At 60.4% G+C, this 15,297-nt stretch carries 12 protein-coding genes; 10 read left to right on the top strand and 2 right to left on the bottom strand.

Annotation, left to right across the window (positions count from 1 at the left end):
* The first annotated feature begins 225 nt into the window (after nt 1-225).
* The 6 genes from pdhA to CFB17_RS03375 all read left to right on the top strand — a co-directional run bounded on the left by pdhA (nt 226) and on the right by CFB17_RS03375 (nt 7,052).
* Nucleotides 226-1,281, top strand: a complete 1,056-nt coding sequence (gene pdhA, locus CFB17_RS03400; protein ID WP_088559996.1) for a pyruvate dehydrogenase (acetyl-transferring) E1 component subunit alpha — start codon at nt 226-228, stop codon at nt 1,279-1,281.
* Between the two features lie 75 nt (nt 1,282-1,356).
* On the top strand, nt 1,357-2,766 hold the full coding sequence (locus CFB17_RS03395) for a pyruvate dehydrogenase complex E1 component subunit beta (protein WP_088559995.1): 1,410 nt from the start codon (nt 1,357-1,359) through the stop codon (nt 2,764-2,766).
* 22 nt (nt 2,767-2,788) lie between these two features.
* Nucleotides 2,789-4,153, top strand: coding sequence for a pyruvate dehydrogenase complex dihydrolipoamide acetyltransferase (locus tag CFB17_RS03390; protein ID WP_088559994.1), 1,365 nt, complete (start codon nt 2,789-2,791; stop codon nt 4,151-4,153).
* Nucleotides 4,154-4,232: 79 nt separating this feature from the next.
* Nucleotides 4,233-5,633, top strand: coding sequence for a dihydrolipoyl dehydrogenase (gene lpdA, locus CFB17_RS03385; RefSeq protein WP_088560233.1), 1,401 nt, complete (start codon nt 4,233-4,235; stop codon nt 5,631-5,633).
* A 4-nt stretch (nt 5,634-5,637) separates the two neighbouring features.
* Entirely contained in the window at nt 5,638-6,597 is a 960-nt protein-coding gene (lipA, locus tag CFB17_RS03380; protein ID WP_207761933.1) for a lipoyl synthase, read from the top strand.
* A complete protein-coding gene (locus CFB17_RS03375) occupies nt 6,597-7,052 on the top strand; it encodes a type II toxin-antitoxin system RatA family toxin (RefSeq protein ID WP_088559993.1) in 456 nt (151 codons plus the stop codon). The genes lipA and CFB17_RS03375 overlap by 1 nt, the downstream gene beginning before the upstream one ends.
* A 61-nt stretch (nt 7,053-7,113) precedes the next feature.
* Here the strand turns inward: CFB17_RS03375 and CFB17_RS03370 are convergent, their stop codons facing one another.
* On the bottom strand, nt 7,114-7,596 hold the full coding sequence (locus CFB17_RS03370; protein WP_088559992.1) for a CinA family protein: 483 nt from the start codon (nt 7,594-7,596) through the stop codon (nt 7,114-7,116).
* Complete coding sequence (locus CFB17_RS03365; RefSeq protein ID WP_243389707.1) at nt 7,593-8,735, bottom strand: bifunctional 2-C-methyl-D-erythritol 4-phosphate cytidylyltransferase/2-C-methyl-D-erythritol 2,4-cyclodiphosphate synthase; 1,143 nt, start codon at nt 8,733-8,735, stop codon at nt 7,593-7,595. Before CFB17_RS03365 ends, CFB17_RS03370 begins: the two co-directional genes overlap by 4 nt.
* Nucleotides 8,736-8,925: 190 nt before the next feature.
* On the opposite strand from CFB17_RS03365, the gene CFB17_RS03360 reads away from it, so the two are divergent.
* The 4 genes from CFB17_RS03360 (at nt 8,926) to ntrX (ending at nt 15,291) form a co-directional block, all read left to right on the top strand.
* On the top strand, nt 8,926-10,059 hold the full coding sequence (locus CFB17_RS03360; RefSeq protein WP_243389706.1) for a two-component system sensor histidine kinase NtrB: 1,134 nt from the start codon (nt 8,926-8,928) through the stop codon (nt 10,057-10,059).
* Nucleotides 10,059-11,510 (top strand): nitrogen regulation protein NR(I), encoded by a 1,452-nt coding sequence (gene ntrC / locus CFB17_RS03355; protein WP_088559990.1) that lies wholly within the window; start codon nt 10,059-10,061, stop codon nt 11,508-11,510. The genes CFB17_RS03360 and ntrC overlap by 1 nt, the downstream gene beginning before the upstream one ends.
* 203 nt (nt 11,511-11,713) lie before the next feature.
* On the top strand, nt 11,714-13,912 hold the full coding sequence (locus CFB17_RS03350) for a sensor histidine kinase NtrY-like (RefSeq protein WP_207761920.1): 2,199 nt from the start codon (nt 11,714-11,716) through the stop codon (nt 13,910-13,912).
* Nucleotides 13,909-15,291 carry a nitrogen assimilation response regulator NtrX gene (gene ntrX, locus CFB17_RS03345; RefSeq protein WP_088559988.1) on the top strand — a complete coding sequence of 461 codons (1,383 nt, stop codon included), beginning with the start codon at nt 13,909-13,911 and terminating at the stop codon, nt 15,289-15,291. Before CFB17_RS03350 ends, ntrX begins: the two co-directional genes overlap by 4 nt.
* The last annotated feature ends 6 nt before the right edge of the window (nt 15,292-15,297 follow it).

Raw genomic sequence — 15,297 nt, 5'->3', positions numbered from 1 at the left:
ATCTGGCGGGACGTCATTAAAATGCGACGGATAAAAGCCCCATCCGGGTCTGCCGCCCATGCAAACTGCGCCTATCTGCCGCTATATCGTTTCGTGTAATTAGCTGGACATGACGTGCGATCGCGAGATCGCCGCCCAAGATAGCGAACGATCGTGGAGGCGCGGTGACCTTGAAGGGCGCGCACCTCTCCGGCCAAACGCCCAAGACAGAGGAAAGCTCGCCGCATGAGCAGTGCCAAGCCAACCAGCTCCTCAACGACGCGCTCGAAGAGAAATACGGCCAGTCGCCAAACGCCGGCGAAAGCCGCAGGCCAGACGCCGTCGACAGAAGCCTTGCTGGCCATGTACCGGCAGATGCTTTTGGTGCGGCGCTTCGAGGAAAAGGCTGGCCAACTCTACGGCATGGGGATGATCGGCGGTTTTTGCCATCTCTACATCGGCCAGGAAGCCGTTGCCGTGGGCATCCAGACCCAGCTTGAAGACCGCGATTCGATGATCACGGGTTATCGCGATCATGGCCACATGCTGGTGAAGGGCATGGACCCCAAAGGGGTCATGGCGGAACTGACGGGACGGGCTGCCGGCTACTCCAAAGGCAAAGGCGGCTCGATGCACATGTTCGCCAAGGAAAAGAAATTTTATGGCGGCCACGGCATCGTAGCCGCCCAGGTGCCTTTGGGATCTGGCATTGCCTTCGCGCATAAATATCGCGGCGATGGCGGGCTTTGCGTCTGCTACTTGGGCGATGGAGCGGTTAATCAGGGCCAAGTCTATGAGAGCTTCAACATGGCGGCTCTCTGGAAGTTGCCTATCCTCTACGTGATCGAGAATAATCGCTACGCCATGGGCACTTCGGTCCAGCGAGCCTCGGCCACGCCCGATCTTTGTCATCGCGGCAGCGCCTACGGCATTCCTGGCGAACAGGTGGATGGCATGGACGTCCTGGCCGTCAAGGAAGCCGCTGGAACGGCCATGGCCCATATTCGTGAAGGCAGCGGTCCCTTCATTCTCGAGGCCCTGACCTATCGCTATCGTGGTCACTCGATGTCCGACCCCGGTAAGTACCGCACGCGCGAGGAAGTCCAGGAGATGCGCGAGCGGCATGACCCGATCGATCGGCTGCGCAAGCTCATCATCGATGGCGGCCACGGCGACGAGGACAGCTTCAAGTCGATCGACAAGGAAATTCGCGACATCGTCAATGACGCGGCGAAGTTCGCGCAGGAAAGCCCTGAGCCTGACGCGAAGGAGCTTTGGACCGACATCCTGATCGATGCCTAAGTCCAGTCCCGTTCGTGTTTGCTCGACCCGCCATTGGTTCGGGTCCAAGGGTCGCTCTTTTCCAGGAGGCTACGCATGCCCACCGAAATTCTGATGCCGGCACTGTCCCCGACGATGACGGAGGGCAACCTCGCGCGCTGGCTCAAGAAAGAGGGTGACGAGGTCAAATCCGGCGACATCATCGCCGAGATCGAGACCGACAAGGCGACGATGGAATTCGAGGCCGTTGACGAGGGCAAGCTCGGCAAGATCCTCGTTCCCGAAGGTACCGAGGGGGTCAAGGTCAACACGCCGATCGCCACCTTGCTTGGCGATGATGAGACTGACGGTTCGGCTACTTCCCAGCCCAATGGCAAGTCATCCGAGTCCTTGGTATCAGCCGAGGCAAGCGTAAAGAAGGTTGATGCGCCAGCCGGGGAGAAAAAGCCCGCCGGCGATAGCGCCGCCCTCCCACAGCAAAGCCCGCAGCCCGTCGAGCCCGACGTTCCCGAAGGGACCGAGATGGTCACGATGACGGTTCGTGAAGCGCTTCGCGATGCCATGGCCGAGGAGATGCGGCGCGACCCCGATGTTTTCCTCATGGGCGAGGAGGTCGCGCAGTATCAGGGCGCCTACAAGGTCAGCCAGGGCCTGCTCGAGGAGTTCGGCGATAAGCGAGTTATCGACACGCCGATCACGGAGCATGGCTTTGCCGGCCTTGGCGTCGGTGCCGCGATGGCGGGTCTACGGCCCATCGTCGAATTCATGACCTGGAACTTTGGCATGCAGGCCATGGACCAGATCATCAATTCCGCCGCTAAGACTCTCTATATGGCAGGCGGCCAGATGGGTGCCCCCATCGTCTTTCGCGGTCCCAATGGAGCGGCGGCACGTGTAGCCGCCCAGCACAGCCAGGAATACAGTTCCTGGTTCAGCCACGTGCCGGGACTGAAGGTCGTGGCTCCCTATAGTGCGGCCGATGCCAAGGGTCTTTTGAAGGCGGCGATCCGCGATCCCAATCCCGTGATCTTCCTCGAGAATGAGGTTCTCTACGGTCATAGCTTCGAGGTGCCGAAACTCGACGATTATGTCGTGCCGATCGGCAAGGCGAAGCTGCTGCGCCAGGGCAAGGATGTCACCCTTACCGGCTTCTCGCTGATGCTGGCTCGCATCCTCGAGGCGGCTGAGCTATTGGCCAAGGAAGGGATCGACGCCGAGATCATCGATCTGCGCACGATCCGCCCCCTCGACGTCGAGACGATCGTCAAATCCGTTAAGAAAACGAACCGTCTCGTCTCGGTGGAAGAGGGCTGGCCGCAATCAGGCATCGGCTCGGAGCTTTGTGCCCAGATGATGGAGCATGCCTTCGATTATCTCGATGCGCCCGTCGCCCGCGTGACGGGCAAGGACGTGCCCATGCCCTACGCGGCCAATCTCGAAAAGCTGGCAGTGCCGCAGGTCGAAGATATCGTCGCGGCCGTCAAGGCCGTCTGTTACCGCGACTGACCAGCAGAACGAGAACAACGTCATGCCCATCAAGATTTTGATGCCTGCTCTGTCGCCGACGATGACGGAGGGCAACCTCGCGCGCTGGCTCAAGAAGGAGGGTGACGAGGTCAAGTCCGGCGACATCATCGCCGAGATCGAGACCGACAAGGCGACGATGGAGTTCGAAGCCGTCGACGAGGGCAAGCTCGGCAAGATCGTCGTTCCCGAGGGTACCGAGGGGGTCAAGGTCAATGAGGTGATCGGCCTTCTGCTCGAGGATGGCGAAGATCCCGCTACCCTGAATTCGGCAGGGAGCAGCACGTCGGAAAAGCCTGAGGCCAGTTCGGTCCCGTCGACGCCACCGGCATCCGCGCCCGCCAAGGCCGTGGCGGCGGAAGTCGCCGACGCGCCAAAGGATGATGGCCGCACGGGAGGGGCCGATCTGTCTCCGTCATCCGCCAGCATCCCGCAAAGCGACGGTGGCGGACGGATTTTTGCCAGCCCGCTGGCAAAGCGTCTCGCGGCAGCTGCCAAGATCGACCTTTCCGGGCTCAAGGGCAGCGGACCGCACGGGCGGATCGTCAAGGCCGATATTGAGGCTGCCGAAAAGGGTACGCCTGTGCAGGCCGCACCCTCTGCACCGGCAGCGGCAAGTCCAGCGCCGGCGAGGGCGGCGGACGTGGCCGAGTCGGTCGCGGCACCGATCGAGGTACCGAGCGCGCCGCATGACGTCATTCAGCTCAACACAATGCGCAAGACGATCGCCAAGCGGCTGACACAGTCGAAGCAGACGATCCCGCATTTCTATCTGACGATCGACGTCAATCTTGATGCGCTGATGGACATGCGGGCGACGCTGAATGGGCGTGCTGGCGCCGACTATAAGCTGTCGGTCAACGATTTCGTCATCAAGGCCGTGGCCGTGGCCTTGAAGCGCAAGCCTGACGCCAATGCCGCCTGGGGTGGCGACAAGGTCTTTCGCTTCAAGGATATCGACGTCTCGGTGGCCGTGGCGATCGAAGGTGGCCTGATCACGCCGATCGTCAAAAAGGCCGATCAGAAAGGCCTGGCGACGATCTCGAACGAGATGAAGGACCTGGCCAAGCGGGCCCGCGAGGGCAAGCTCAAGCCTGAGGAATTCCAGGGTGGCGGTTTTTCCATCTCCAATCTTGGCATGTTCGGCATTCGTGAATTCGCAGCGGTCATCAATCCGCCGCAAGCCTGCATCCTCGCCGTCGGCGCCGGTGAAAAGCGCGCCATTGTCGTCGGCAGCGAGATCAAGATCGCGACGATGATGACGGTAACGCTGTCCGTCGATCACCGGGTCGTGGATGGTGCTCTCGGTGCCGAATTCCTGGCGGAATTCAAGAAGCTCGTCGAAGAGCCCCTTTCACTGCTGCTCTAGGGACCGCGAGGCAAATAGCGAAGTGTCGATGCAGCTTGCGAGCCGCATTGCTCAAGCTAATGGAATGGTTGAGAAAAACATGGCCGAACAAACATTCGACCTCGTGGTCGTCGGCGGCGGACCTGGCGGCTATGTCGCCGCGATTCGAGCGGCACAACTCGGGATGAAGGCAGCTCTGGTCGAACGTGATCAGTTGGGCGGTATCTGCCTGAACTGGGGCTGCATTCCGACAAAGGCCCTGCTCCGCTCGGCCGACATCATGGACACGCTGCACCATCTCAAGGATTTCGGCCTGGAGGCGGACAATATCCGCTTCGATACCGCAGCGGTCGTCAAGCGTTCACGGCAGGTGGCCAACCAGCTCTCAAGGGGCGTGGCCCACCTCTTGAAGAAGAACAAGGTCACCGTCATTGAAGGTACCGCCAGGCTTGCGGGCCAGGGCACGCTCGCAGTCGAACTCAAGGCCGGTGGCCAGAGCCAGGTCAAGGCCAAGTATATCATCCTGGCCACTGGAGCCCGGGCCCGCCAGTTGCCGGGCCTCGAGGCCGACGGCAAGCTGATCTGGACCTATCGCGAAGCATTGGTGCCCCAGGTCATGCCGAAATCGCTGTTGGTCGTGGGATCGGGCGCGATCGGCATCGAGTTCGCGAGCTTCTATCGCTCAATGGGCGTCGATGTGACCGTGGTCGAAGCGCTGCCACGTGTCCTGCCGGTTGAGGATGAGGAAATCTCGGCCTTCGCGCACAAGCAGTTCGAGAAGCGCGGCATCAAGATTCGCGCTGGCGTCGCACTCAAGGCGTTGGAGAAAGGCACCGACTCGGTGACGGCCTCGATCGAGGTCGACGGCAAGGCCGAGAAGATCCAGGTTGATCGTGTGATCATGGCGGTGGGAATCGTCGGCAATGTCGAGAATCTCGGCCTTGAGACGACGAAGGTGAAGGTCGATCGGACTCACATCGTCGTTGACCAATACTGCCGCACGGACGAGCCCGGCATCTACGCGATCGGCGATATCGTCGGCGCACCGTGGCTGGCGCACAAGGCCAGCCACGAAGGCGTCATGTGCGTCGAGAAGATCGCCGGCCTTGAGCACGTGCACACGTTGGATGTGACCAAAATCCCGGGCTGTACGTATTGCACGCCGCAGGTCGCAAGTGTCGGGTTGACCGAGAAGGCGGCCAAGGATGCCGGTTACGAGGTCAAGGTCGGTCGCTTTCCTTTTATCGGCAACGGCAAGGCGATCGCCCTTGGCGAGCCCGAGGGCATGGTGAAGACCATCTTCGATGCCAAGTCCGGCGAGTTGCTGGGTGCCCACATGGTGGGTGCCGAAGTCACCGAATTGATTCAGGGCTATGTGATCGCCCGGACCATGGAGGCCACCGAGGAAGATCTTTTCAACACGATCTTCCCCCATCCCACGCTCTCCGAGATGATGCACGAGTCGGCGCTTGACGCTTACGGTCGTGCCATCCACTTCTGAAGCCATGGCTACGCTCACGATCACCCCGCCGCACGTCCAGACACCAGCTACCCGCAAGAAGCCGGACTGGATCAGGGTCAAGGCGCCCGTCTCCGCAGGCTACCATGCCACGCGCCGGCTGATGCGTGAGAAAGGGCTGCACACGGTCTGTGAGGAGGCCGCTTGCCCCAACATTGGCGAGTGCTGGCAAAAGAAGCACGCGACGGTAATGATTCTGGGAGATACTTGTACCCGGGCCTGTGCGTTCTGCAACGTCAAGACAGGCATGCCACGTGCCGTCGATCCCCTGGAGCCGCAGCATTTGGCCGAGGCCATCGCCGAGATGGGCTTGGAGCATGTGGTCATCACCTCGGTGGATCGTGACGATCTGCCGGATGGCGGTGCCAGGCAGTTCGCGCGCTGCATTTCCGCGCTCCGTGCCGCGTCACCGGCAACCACGATCGAGATCCTGACCCCTGACTTCCTGCGGAAAAAGGGTGCGCTCGAAATCGTCGTCGAGGCAAAACCGGACGTCTACAATCACAATCTCGAAACGGTGCCGCGCCTTTATCGGACCGTCAGGCCGGGTGCCCGCTATTTCCATTCGCTGCGCCTGCTGCAGCGGGTGAAGGAATTGGATCCGCACATCTTCACAAAATCGGGCCTGATGGTAGGGCTGGGCGAAGAGCGGCGCGAGATTTTCCAGGTCATGGACGACATGCGTTCAGCCGAGATCGATTTCTTGACCATCGGTCAGTATCTCCAGCCGACGCCGCGTCATCACAAGGTCGAGCGCTTCGTCCCGCCGGCAGATTTCGAATCCTATGCCAGGATGGCGCGGGCGAAGGCGTTCCTGCTGGTCTCGGCCTCGCCGCTCACGCGCTCCTCTTATCATGCCGGCGACGATTTCGCTCGATTGCGGGAAGCCCGCGAGAGAGTCCTTGGCGGCCTCGTTCCTGACGTGTCGACGGCCGCGCTTGTCTGATGCCAGTTCATAGTGAGAAGAGGCGCCTGCCTTACACGCCGGAGCAGGTTTTCAACGTCGTCGCCGAAGTGGATAAATACCCGGAGTTTCTGCCGTGGTGCAAAGCCTGCAGGATCACCCGACGCCAAGGTGATGTCTTCTTCGCCGACCTCATCGTCTCCTTCAAGGTCTATCGCGAGCGCTTCACCTCCAAAGTCGTTCTCGACCACCCAAGGCAGATCGACGTCGAATATATCGACGGACCCTTTCGTTATTTGAAAAACCGCTGGCGTTTCGAAGAGGACGGGGAGGGCGGCTGCATCGTCGATTTCTTCGTCGATTTTGAGTTCAAATCACGCATCTTGCAGGGGCTGATCGGTTTGCTCTTCAACGAGGCCGTCCAGCGTATGGTGCGCGCTTTCGAGGAGCGGGCCAACGAACTCTATGGCCCGTCGATTGGCCATGCCACCGTCTAGCTGTCCCCTTTAACGCGTTGCAGGGGCGGAGAAGCAACCTCGTGAAGCGCGCTATCGCGTCTTAACCGCAAGCGCGAAGGGCCAGCTTTAGGGCATGGTCGAGCGTTGATGCTCGAATAGTCGATCGATCGCCGGCAAAAACTTGATGGTCGTCCTCAATGCCGCTCGGCGTGGCAATGCCGAAGAAGACCGTCCCAACCGGTTTGGCCGGAGATCCGCCGCCTGGCCCAGCTATGCCGGTGACGGCGATGGCGAGATCGACGGCAGCGGTTCGGCGTGCGCCCGCAGCCATGGCGCATGCCACCTCTTTACTGACGGCGCCAAGGCTGGCGATGAGGGTGGCATCCACACCCAGCATCTCGGTCTTGGCGGCATTGCTGTAGGTTACAAAACCACGATCGATGACGTCGCTAGAGCCGGCGAAATCGGTCAATCGCGCGATGATCAGACCGCCAGTACAGCTCTCGGCCGTTGCCAGCGTCCAGTGACGGGCCCGACACCGGGCGAGGAGAGAGCGGCAAAGCTCCTCGTTATCCGGGCTCATGATCTGTTCCTTAGTATCAACGTCGCCACCGCCTGAGCTGCCAGTCCTTCGCCCCGGCCGGTAAAGCCAAGGCCCTCGGTCGTCGTGGCCTTTAAACCGATACGATCGGGCTCGAGTCCGAGCAGTTGAGAGAGCCGCGACAGGATAGCTGCTCTATGAGGGCCGATCTTCGGTCGCTCGCCAATGATCGTAATGTCGACATGAACGAGGCGTCCTCCCTGTTCGCCGGCCATTTCGAGCGCTCGCGCCAGAAAGATCGCCGAATCGACGTTGCGCCATCGCTCGTCCGTGGGCGGAAAATGGACGCCGATATCGCCGGCGCCAATCGCTCCCAAAATAGCGTCTGTCAGTGCGTGCAGGCCGACATCGGCATCGGAATGACCGGCCAGGCCGAGTTCGAAGGGGATCTCGACTCCGCAGAGCCAAAGGGGTCGATCCGGGACCAGGCGATGCACGTCGAAACCCTGACCCGTGAGCGTCAGCCAATCCGGCCTACGTGCAGCCAGATCGTCCACGGTTGTTATCTTGACGTTCGCGAGGTCACCTTCAGTCATATGCACATCCACTCCCGCTACGGCGGCAAGCGCCGCATCATCCGTCAGCGCGCGACCGGCATGGGCACGATGCGCCTTTAGAATCATGGCAAAATCGAATCCCTGCGGGGTTTGCATGCGATAGAGACCATCTCGTGCGATCTCCCCCACAGCGATGCCATCCGCAAAACGTCGCAACGTGTCCGTAACCGGCAGGACGGGTACGACCGCTTGCCGCCCGTTTAGTCCATTGAGCACTCGATCGATCAGCGTCCGCGAAACAAATGGCCGAGCCCCGTCATGGATGAGAATCTGTTGCGCGCCGAGATGGGCAACCGCCTCCAAGCCGCGATGAACCGATGCCTGGCGATCCGCGCCGCCTGTCACGGGAGGCAACAGGTCGAGATCGCCGCAGGCCCGCCGATAGAACTCGTCATGGCCCGGCCCGATGACGACGAGGACCCGACTGATTGCAGGATGTGAGATGAACGCCTGCGCCGTCCGCCGTAGGATAGGGACCCCGTCAAGGTCCACATATTGCTTGGGAAACGCACCGCCAAAGCGATTGCCGCTGCCGCCGGCAACGATGAGGGCGATGGTGGTCAAAGGGCTTCGATTCAATGATTTTCCGACTGTGATCATAGCGGAAGATGGCTGCCGCGCAAAACTGTGCTTCTCCTCAAGCTCATTCCTCTTGTTGCTCTCCAGGTCAACGCCTATAGCTTGCCTGAATGTTGTGCATCACTGTTTTGATGCTTAGCTAATGGGCAGCTCAGGTCAGATGGTAATCGACTCCATGGATGCACAGTTGCGGCGCCCGGCCGCGGTCGTGGAACGTGCGGAGATGCGCTCGGAGATCATGCTGAGCAATCTCCCAAGCGCCGTTTTCGCCCTCGACTCCGACCTGCATTTCATTGCCGCCAATCCGGCGGCCGAGCATCTGTTTCGTGCGAGTTGGACTACACTGCAGGGGCGGTCGATCGAGGGCTTTCTTGGCCCGCATGCAAAACTCGTCGATCTGGCACGACAGGTGCAGAAGAGCGGCAGCTCCATTTCCGATTATGCCGTGGAACTGGCGCTGGCGCGCGGTGAGACAATGACCGTTGACAGCCATTTAACACCGATCATTGAAGCGCCGGGACAGGTTCTCGCTATTTTGCATCCCTGTTCGATGGCACGGCGCCTCGATCAGCAATTGGGCAATCGCGGATCGAGCCGGTCTGTGGCGGCACTGGCGGCGACGCTGGCGCATGAGGTCAAGAATCCACTCTCGGGCATCCGAGGTGCGGCGCAGTTGCTCGAGCCCTACATTGAAGACGACGACAAGGTCCTGGTGAAGCTCATCTGTGATGAGGCGGACCGCATCTGCAATCTGGTCGACCGCATGGAGGAGTTCGCGGAGCCTGGAACGATCGCCAGAGAGCCCGTGAATATCCATCAGGTCCTCGAGCATGTCCGTCGGATCGCCGAGAATGGATTTGCACGCAGCCACCGCATCGTCGAGCTCTACGATCCGTCGCTGCCGGATGTGGAGGGTGACCGTGACCGGCTGATTCAAGCATTCCTCAATCTGATTAAGAATGCGGCCGAGGCAGCTCCGGCAGATTCGGGCCAGATTACGATTTCCACGCAATATCAGCACGGCCTTCGCATGAGCGTGCCGAATAGTTCAGAACGCCTGGAGCTGCCGATTACGGTCGAGATCCGCGACAACGGTGCCGGGGTTCGCGACGACATGGTCGATCATCTTTTCGAGCCTTTCGTCTCCAGCAAACCAAAAGGGACCGGCCTCGGACTGTCCCTCGTATCCAAGATCATGGGAGACCATGGCGGTCTCGTAACATATGTACCAGGTGAGCCCGGTGCCATTTTCCGTGTCAGGTTGCCCGCCGCGCGGCGGCCGCGACGCGAGTCAGGAACACGTCTGTAATGAATGGGGAAACCATCCTGATCGCCGAGGATGACTCGGCGATCCGTACCGTCGTCAGTCGGGCTTTATCACGGCAAGGCTATCGGGTTCAGGCAACCAGCGTTGCGAGCGCCCTCTGGAAATGGATCAGCGACGGTGAAGGCGACGTCGTGATCACAGACGTCGGTCTCCCCGACGAGAACAGCCTCGATCTTTTGCCGCGCATCAAGACGCTGCGTCCGGATCTGCCCATCATTGTAATGAGCGCGCAAAACACGTTGCTCACGGCCGTTCGTGCGACGGAGCGCGGGGCCTTTGAATATCTTCCCAAGCCGTTCGATATTGGCAGTCTCGTGGCGGCGGTACAGCGCTCGCTCAGCCAGCGTCGCCACCGTGCGGACGCACCGACGGACGAGCATGTGGGTGAGGAGCAATTGCCGATCATCGGCCGCTCCCCGCCCATGCAGGAAATATATCGTATCATCGCTCGTCTAACCGGCACCGATCTTACCGTCTTGATAGCTGGCGAATCGGGCACGGGTAAGGAACTGGTTGCTCGCGCGCTGCATGACTTTGGTAAGCGGCGCGAGGGACCTTTCGTCGCCGTCAACATGGCAGCCATTCCCAGGGAATTGATCGAAAGCGAACTCTTCGGGCATGAGAAGGGTGCTTTCACCGGAGCCGGTGCGCGTCGGGCTGGCCGATTCGAACAGTCGAATGGTGGCACGCTTTTCCTGGATGAGATCGGTGACATGCCGCTTGAGGCGCAGACCCGTCTTTTGCGGGTTCTCCAGCAAGGCGAGTTCATTCCCGTCGGCGGTATTCATCCCATCAAGACAAATCTACGCATCGTCGCTGCGAGTCATCGCGATCTCCGCTTGATGGTCCGTCAAGGATTGTTTCGCGAAGACCTTTTCTATCGTCTCAACGTTGTGCCGATCCGCCTGCCGGCGCTTCGCGAGCGCGCTGAGGACATACCAGCTCTCGTCCAGCATTTCCTGAGCAAGGCTCATGGCGAGGGACTGCCGCTCAAGACGGTGACACCCGAGGCCATGCAGCGTTTGAAGGGATATCGTTGGCCGGGCAATGTACGCGAACTCGAGAACCTTGTCCGTCGTCTGGCGGTTCTCTACGCCGAGGAGACGATTGGCGAGGAGGTCATCGTCAGTGAACTCGACCAGGCCCAGGCGGAGTTTCCCGCGGCGGACAGCGTTACGCCCGCCTCGGAAGAGAGTTTCCAGGTCTCGATCGAGCGTCACGTGGACAGGTATTTCCGTGCTCACGACAGCGCCCTGCCGCCACCTGGCGTCTATAATCGTATATTGCGCGAGGTCGAACGGCCACTGATCGCGCGGACCCTCGCGGCAACGCGTGGTAACCAATTGAAGGCAGCCGACATCCTTGGGGTGAATCGCAATACGTTGCGTAAAAAAATTCGTGAACTGGACATCCAGGTGATGCGCGGTCCATGATATAGATGACGTAGCGCCCCCAACCTCGCTCGGGGGCCGTCAAATCGATCGGCCCGGGCGCTTGTCGACCTGGGTCATCTCGCCGCCTGCGGCGTTTAGTAATGGGCGAGAACGGCCTTTTTGTGCGCGCGCTATTAAAGCCATCCGAGCCCGCCCGAGGCTCCTCGACCCGATCTGCTCGCCTCGAACGGCGGGCTGCACTGGTGTTGACAGTTTTAGCGGTCATCGCCGGCATCGGAACCTACGTCGTAACGTCGGGCTGGCCTTTGCCGCGCTCTAGCGTGCGATCGGTCCTGATCCTTCTCAATATCGATCTCATTTTGCTGCTTTGCCTCGGCGTCATCGTGGCAAGGCGTATAGTCCGATTGGTGGTCGAGCGCCGTCAGGGCTCAGCTGGCTCCAAGCTGCACAGCAAATTGGTGGCGATGTTCGCGGTGCTGGCGGCCACGCCAGCCATCATCGTCGCCATTTTCTCAGTGGTCTTTCTAAGCTCGGGACTCGAGCATTGGTTTTCCTCCCGCATCCGCGATGCGCTTGAAAATTCTCTGGCCGTGGCCGAAGCCTATCTCGATGAGCACAAGGAGGTCATCAGGGCGGATGCCGTGGCGATGGCGGCGGACCTCGATCGGGAAGGGCCTGCCGTCTTGCAGGATCCCGACTATCTGCGCCACTTGGTGGTTGCCCAAGCCGCTTTGCGCTCGCTGACCGAGGCGATCGTCTTCGACGGGACGGGCAAGGTCCTGGCCCATTCCGGCCTTGGCATCGCACTCGAGATCGAGCAGCTCTCGCCAGATGATCTGAGCCGAGCGGCTCAGGGCGAGGTCGTAACCATGACCAACTCGTCCGATGACCGGGTCCGCGCACTTCTTCGTCTCGATGCTTTGGGCGATGTCTATCTTTTTGTTGGCCGCTTCGTCGATGCCCAGGTTCTAGGTTTCATGGAGCGTACACAGGAGATCGTTGCCGAATACCGCAATCTCGAATCTGAACGATCCGGGATCCAGATCACCTCGGCCCTGGTTTTCGCGATCGTCGCCATTCTGTTGCTCCTGGCGGCGGTCTGGATAGGCCTGCACTTGGCCGATCACCTGGTGCGGCCGATCAGTCGCCTTATTAGTGCAACTGACCTCGTCAGCCGTGGCGATCTCTCGGTCCGGGTGCCTGAGACGGCGGAAGAGGACGAGGTCGATCAGCTGAGCCGTGCCTTTAATCGCATGACCTCGCAGCTCGAAAGTCAGCGTCGAGAAGTCGTGGTCGCGAACGAGAAGCTCGACGATCGTCGACGATTTACCGAGACCGTGCTCACCGGCGTCACGGCTGGTGTCATTGGTCTCGATCGAGACCGGCAGGTACTTCTTCCCAACCGATCCGCAAGGGAAATTCTCGGCATCGCCGATGACTCTATCGAAGGCCGCGCCATCGACAGCCTCATTCCAACGATCACACCCTTATTCGACCGGCTGTTGGAGGATCACGACCATATCGTCCAGGAACATCTCTCTTTGCGGCGAGGCGATCGCGAGCGGATGTTGCTTGTTCGGGTCGCCGCACAGCTAGAGGCTGGTGAGATCATGGGCTACGTCGTCACATTCGACGATGTCACAGAGCTCATGAGCGCGCAGCGTCAGGCGGCCTGGTCTGAATTGGCCCGCCGCATAGCGCACGAGATCAAAAACCCTCTCACGCCGATCCGCCTGGCGGCGGAACGCCTGACCCGTCGCTATCAGAAGGACATACCGGCCTCCGATCAGGAGAGTTTCGCCCGGTCAGTCCAGACGATCATCAGTCAGGTCGACGTGATCGGACGTCTGGTTGGCGAGTTCTCAGCCTTCGCTCGAATGCCACCGCCGATCTTCAAATTGCAATCCTTGAGCGAGTTGGTCCGCAACGCCGTCCTGTTACAGCAGAGCGCTTGGCAGACCGTAAATATCAAGCTCGAAGAACCTACGGGCGATCCGTTAATCATTCCTTGCGACAGCGAAAAGGTCGGTCAGGTCTTGACCAACCTTCTCCAGAATTCGATCAACGCCTTACTCGAGCAGCCAGCCGCCCAGCGGGAGCCCATGACTGTCCTGGTTCGAACGTCGCGACAGGCGGATTTCGTAACGGTCGCGATCCAGGATAACGGCCCCGGCTTTCCGGCTGGCGAACGCGAGCGACTTTTCGAGCCGTATTTCACGACGAGGGCCAAGGGAACGGGCTTGGGTCTTGCTATCGTTCGGAAGATCATGGAGGAACATAGAGGTAGGGTCGAACTCGATAATGCACCAAGCGGGGGCGCTGTCGTGCTCTTGTCCTTTCCCGCAGCAGCAGATGTCTCGCAGCAGACCGACAAGACCGGGACGACAAATTTGGGGCCCGGCGCCAAGAAGACAGATCGACCGATGCAGATGGTTGAATGAGCAAAGATGTTCTAATCGTAGATGACGAGGCGGCCATCCGCGACGTCGTCGCAAGCATTCTCGAAGACGAGGGCTATGTGCCTCGCCAGGCGTCCAATAGTGACGAGGCCCTCCGGGAGATTGAGCGGCGGCCCCCGGGCCTCGTTCTATTGGATATCTGGCTGGAAGGCTCGAAGCTCGATGGCGTCGAAATTCTCGAGCGCATCAAGCGGGACCTGCCCCATCTTCCTGTGATCATGTTCAGTGGTCATGGCACCATCGAGACCGCCGTCGCGGCGATCAAGAAAGGTGCCTACGACTTCATTGAAAAGCCCTTCAAATCCGACCGGCTGCTAATCGCCATATCGCGGGCAATCGAAACCAGCCGGTTGCGGCGCGAGAACGCGGACTTACGTGGCCGCATCGGTGCGGATACGGTTCTCATCGGTTCGTCGCCGCCCATGACCCGTGTCCGTCAGGTGATCGAGCGCGTGGCGGCAACCAACTCGCGCATCCTCATCAGCGGGCCGCCGGGATCGGGCAAGGAGATTGCGGCACGCGCAATCCATGCTCAGTCGCGTCGCAACATGGCTGCCCTAGTCGTGCTCAACGCAGCGACGCTTGGACCCGAGCGCGTCGATCTGGAATTGTTTGGTGCCGAGCCCGGCTGGCTCGGGCCGGAGCAGCCGCGTGTGACAGGCTGCCTGGAGCGGGCTGACGGCGGCACGCTGCTGCTCGACGAAGTCGCCGATATGCCGCTCGAAACGCAGGGCAAGATCTTGCGCGTGCTCCAAGAGCAGCGTTTTACCCGCCTGGGCGGCGATCAGCGCGTCGAGGTCGATGTTCGGGTGGTCGCGACGACGAACCGCGACCTCCGTCAGGAGATGACGGCCGGGCGTTTTCGGGAAGATCTATATTACCGGCTGAACGTCGTTCCCATAGCCATGCCGCCTTTGAGCGAGCGTCGTACAGATATTCCCGAGCTTGCCCGTCATTTCCTACAGCTGAACGCGCGCAGTTCGTCGACTGCCCTCCGGCAGATCGGTGAAGATGCAATGGCCGTTCTCCAAACGGCCAATTGGCCTGGTGACGTGCGCCAGTTGAGAAACACCATCGAGTGGATACTCATCATGGCCCAGGGCGATGCCGCAACACCGATTGAGGTTGCGGATCTCCCCCCCGAGCTGACGATGAGCGCTACATCAGGGATGGATCCAAACGCCAACGGCGAACTGGTCTCGATGCCATTACGCGAGGCGCGCGAGCATTTCGAGCGCAGTTACCTTCAAGCACAGCTCCAGCGATTCGGCGGTAATATTTCGCGGACAGCCAGCTTTGTCGGCATGGAGCGATCAGCTCTGCATCGGAAGCTGAAGACGCTCGGGCTGAACAACGACTAATCTAGG

This window comes from Arboricoccus pini, from assembly GCF_900187945.1.
GTDB lineage: Bacteria > Pseudomonadota > Alphaproteobacteria > Geminicoccales > Geminicoccaceae > Arboricoccus > Arboricoccus pini.
The sequence above is the reverse complement of the archived record's forward strand: the minus strand, read 5'-3'. Positions and strand labels throughout refer to the sequence as shown.

What these genes read in the sequence shown, in the direction of transcription:
- pdhA (WP_088559996.1), top strand. Translation starts at nt 226, where the DNA reads ATGAGCAGTGCCAAGCCAACCAGCTCCTCAACGACGCGCTCGAAGAGA.
- CFB17_RS03395 (WP_088559995.1), top strand. Translation starts at nt 1,357, where the DNA reads ATGCCCACCGAAATTCTGATGCCGGCACTGTCCCCGACGATGACGGAG.
- CFB17_RS03390 (WP_088559994.1), top strand. Translation starts at nt 2,789, where the DNA reads ATGCCCATCAAGATTTTGATGCCTGCTCTGTCGCCGACGATGACGGAG.
- lpdA (WP_088560233.1), top strand. Translation starts at nt 4,233, where the DNA reads ATGGCCGAACAAACATTCGACCTCGTGGTCGTCGGCGGCGGACCTGGC.
- lipA (WP_207761933.1), top strand. Translation starts at nt 5,638, where the DNA reads ATGGCTACGCTCACGATCACCCCGCCGCACGTCCAGACACCAGCTACC.
- CFB17_RS03375 (WP_088559993.1), top strand. Translation starts at nt 6,597, where the DNA reads ATGCCAGTTCATAGTGAGAAGAGGCGCCTGCCTTACACGCCGGAGCAG.
- CFB17_RS03370 (WP_088559992.1), bottom strand. Translation starts at nt 7,596, where the DNA reads ATGAGCCCGGATAACGAGGAGCTTTGCCGCTCTCTCCTCGCCCGGTGT.
- CFB17_RS03360 (WP_243389706.1), top strand. Translation starts at nt 8,926, where the DNA reads ATGGATGCACAGTTGCGGCGCCCGGCCGCGGTCGTGGAACGTGCGGAG.
- ntrC (WP_088559990.1), top strand. Translation starts at nt 10,059, where the DNA reads ATGAATGGGGAAACCATCCTGATCGCCGAGGATGACTCGGCGATCCGT.
- ntrX (WP_088559988.1), top strand. Translation starts at nt 13,909, where the DNA reads ATGAGCAAAGATGTTCTAATCGTAGATGACGAGGCGGCCATCCGCGAC.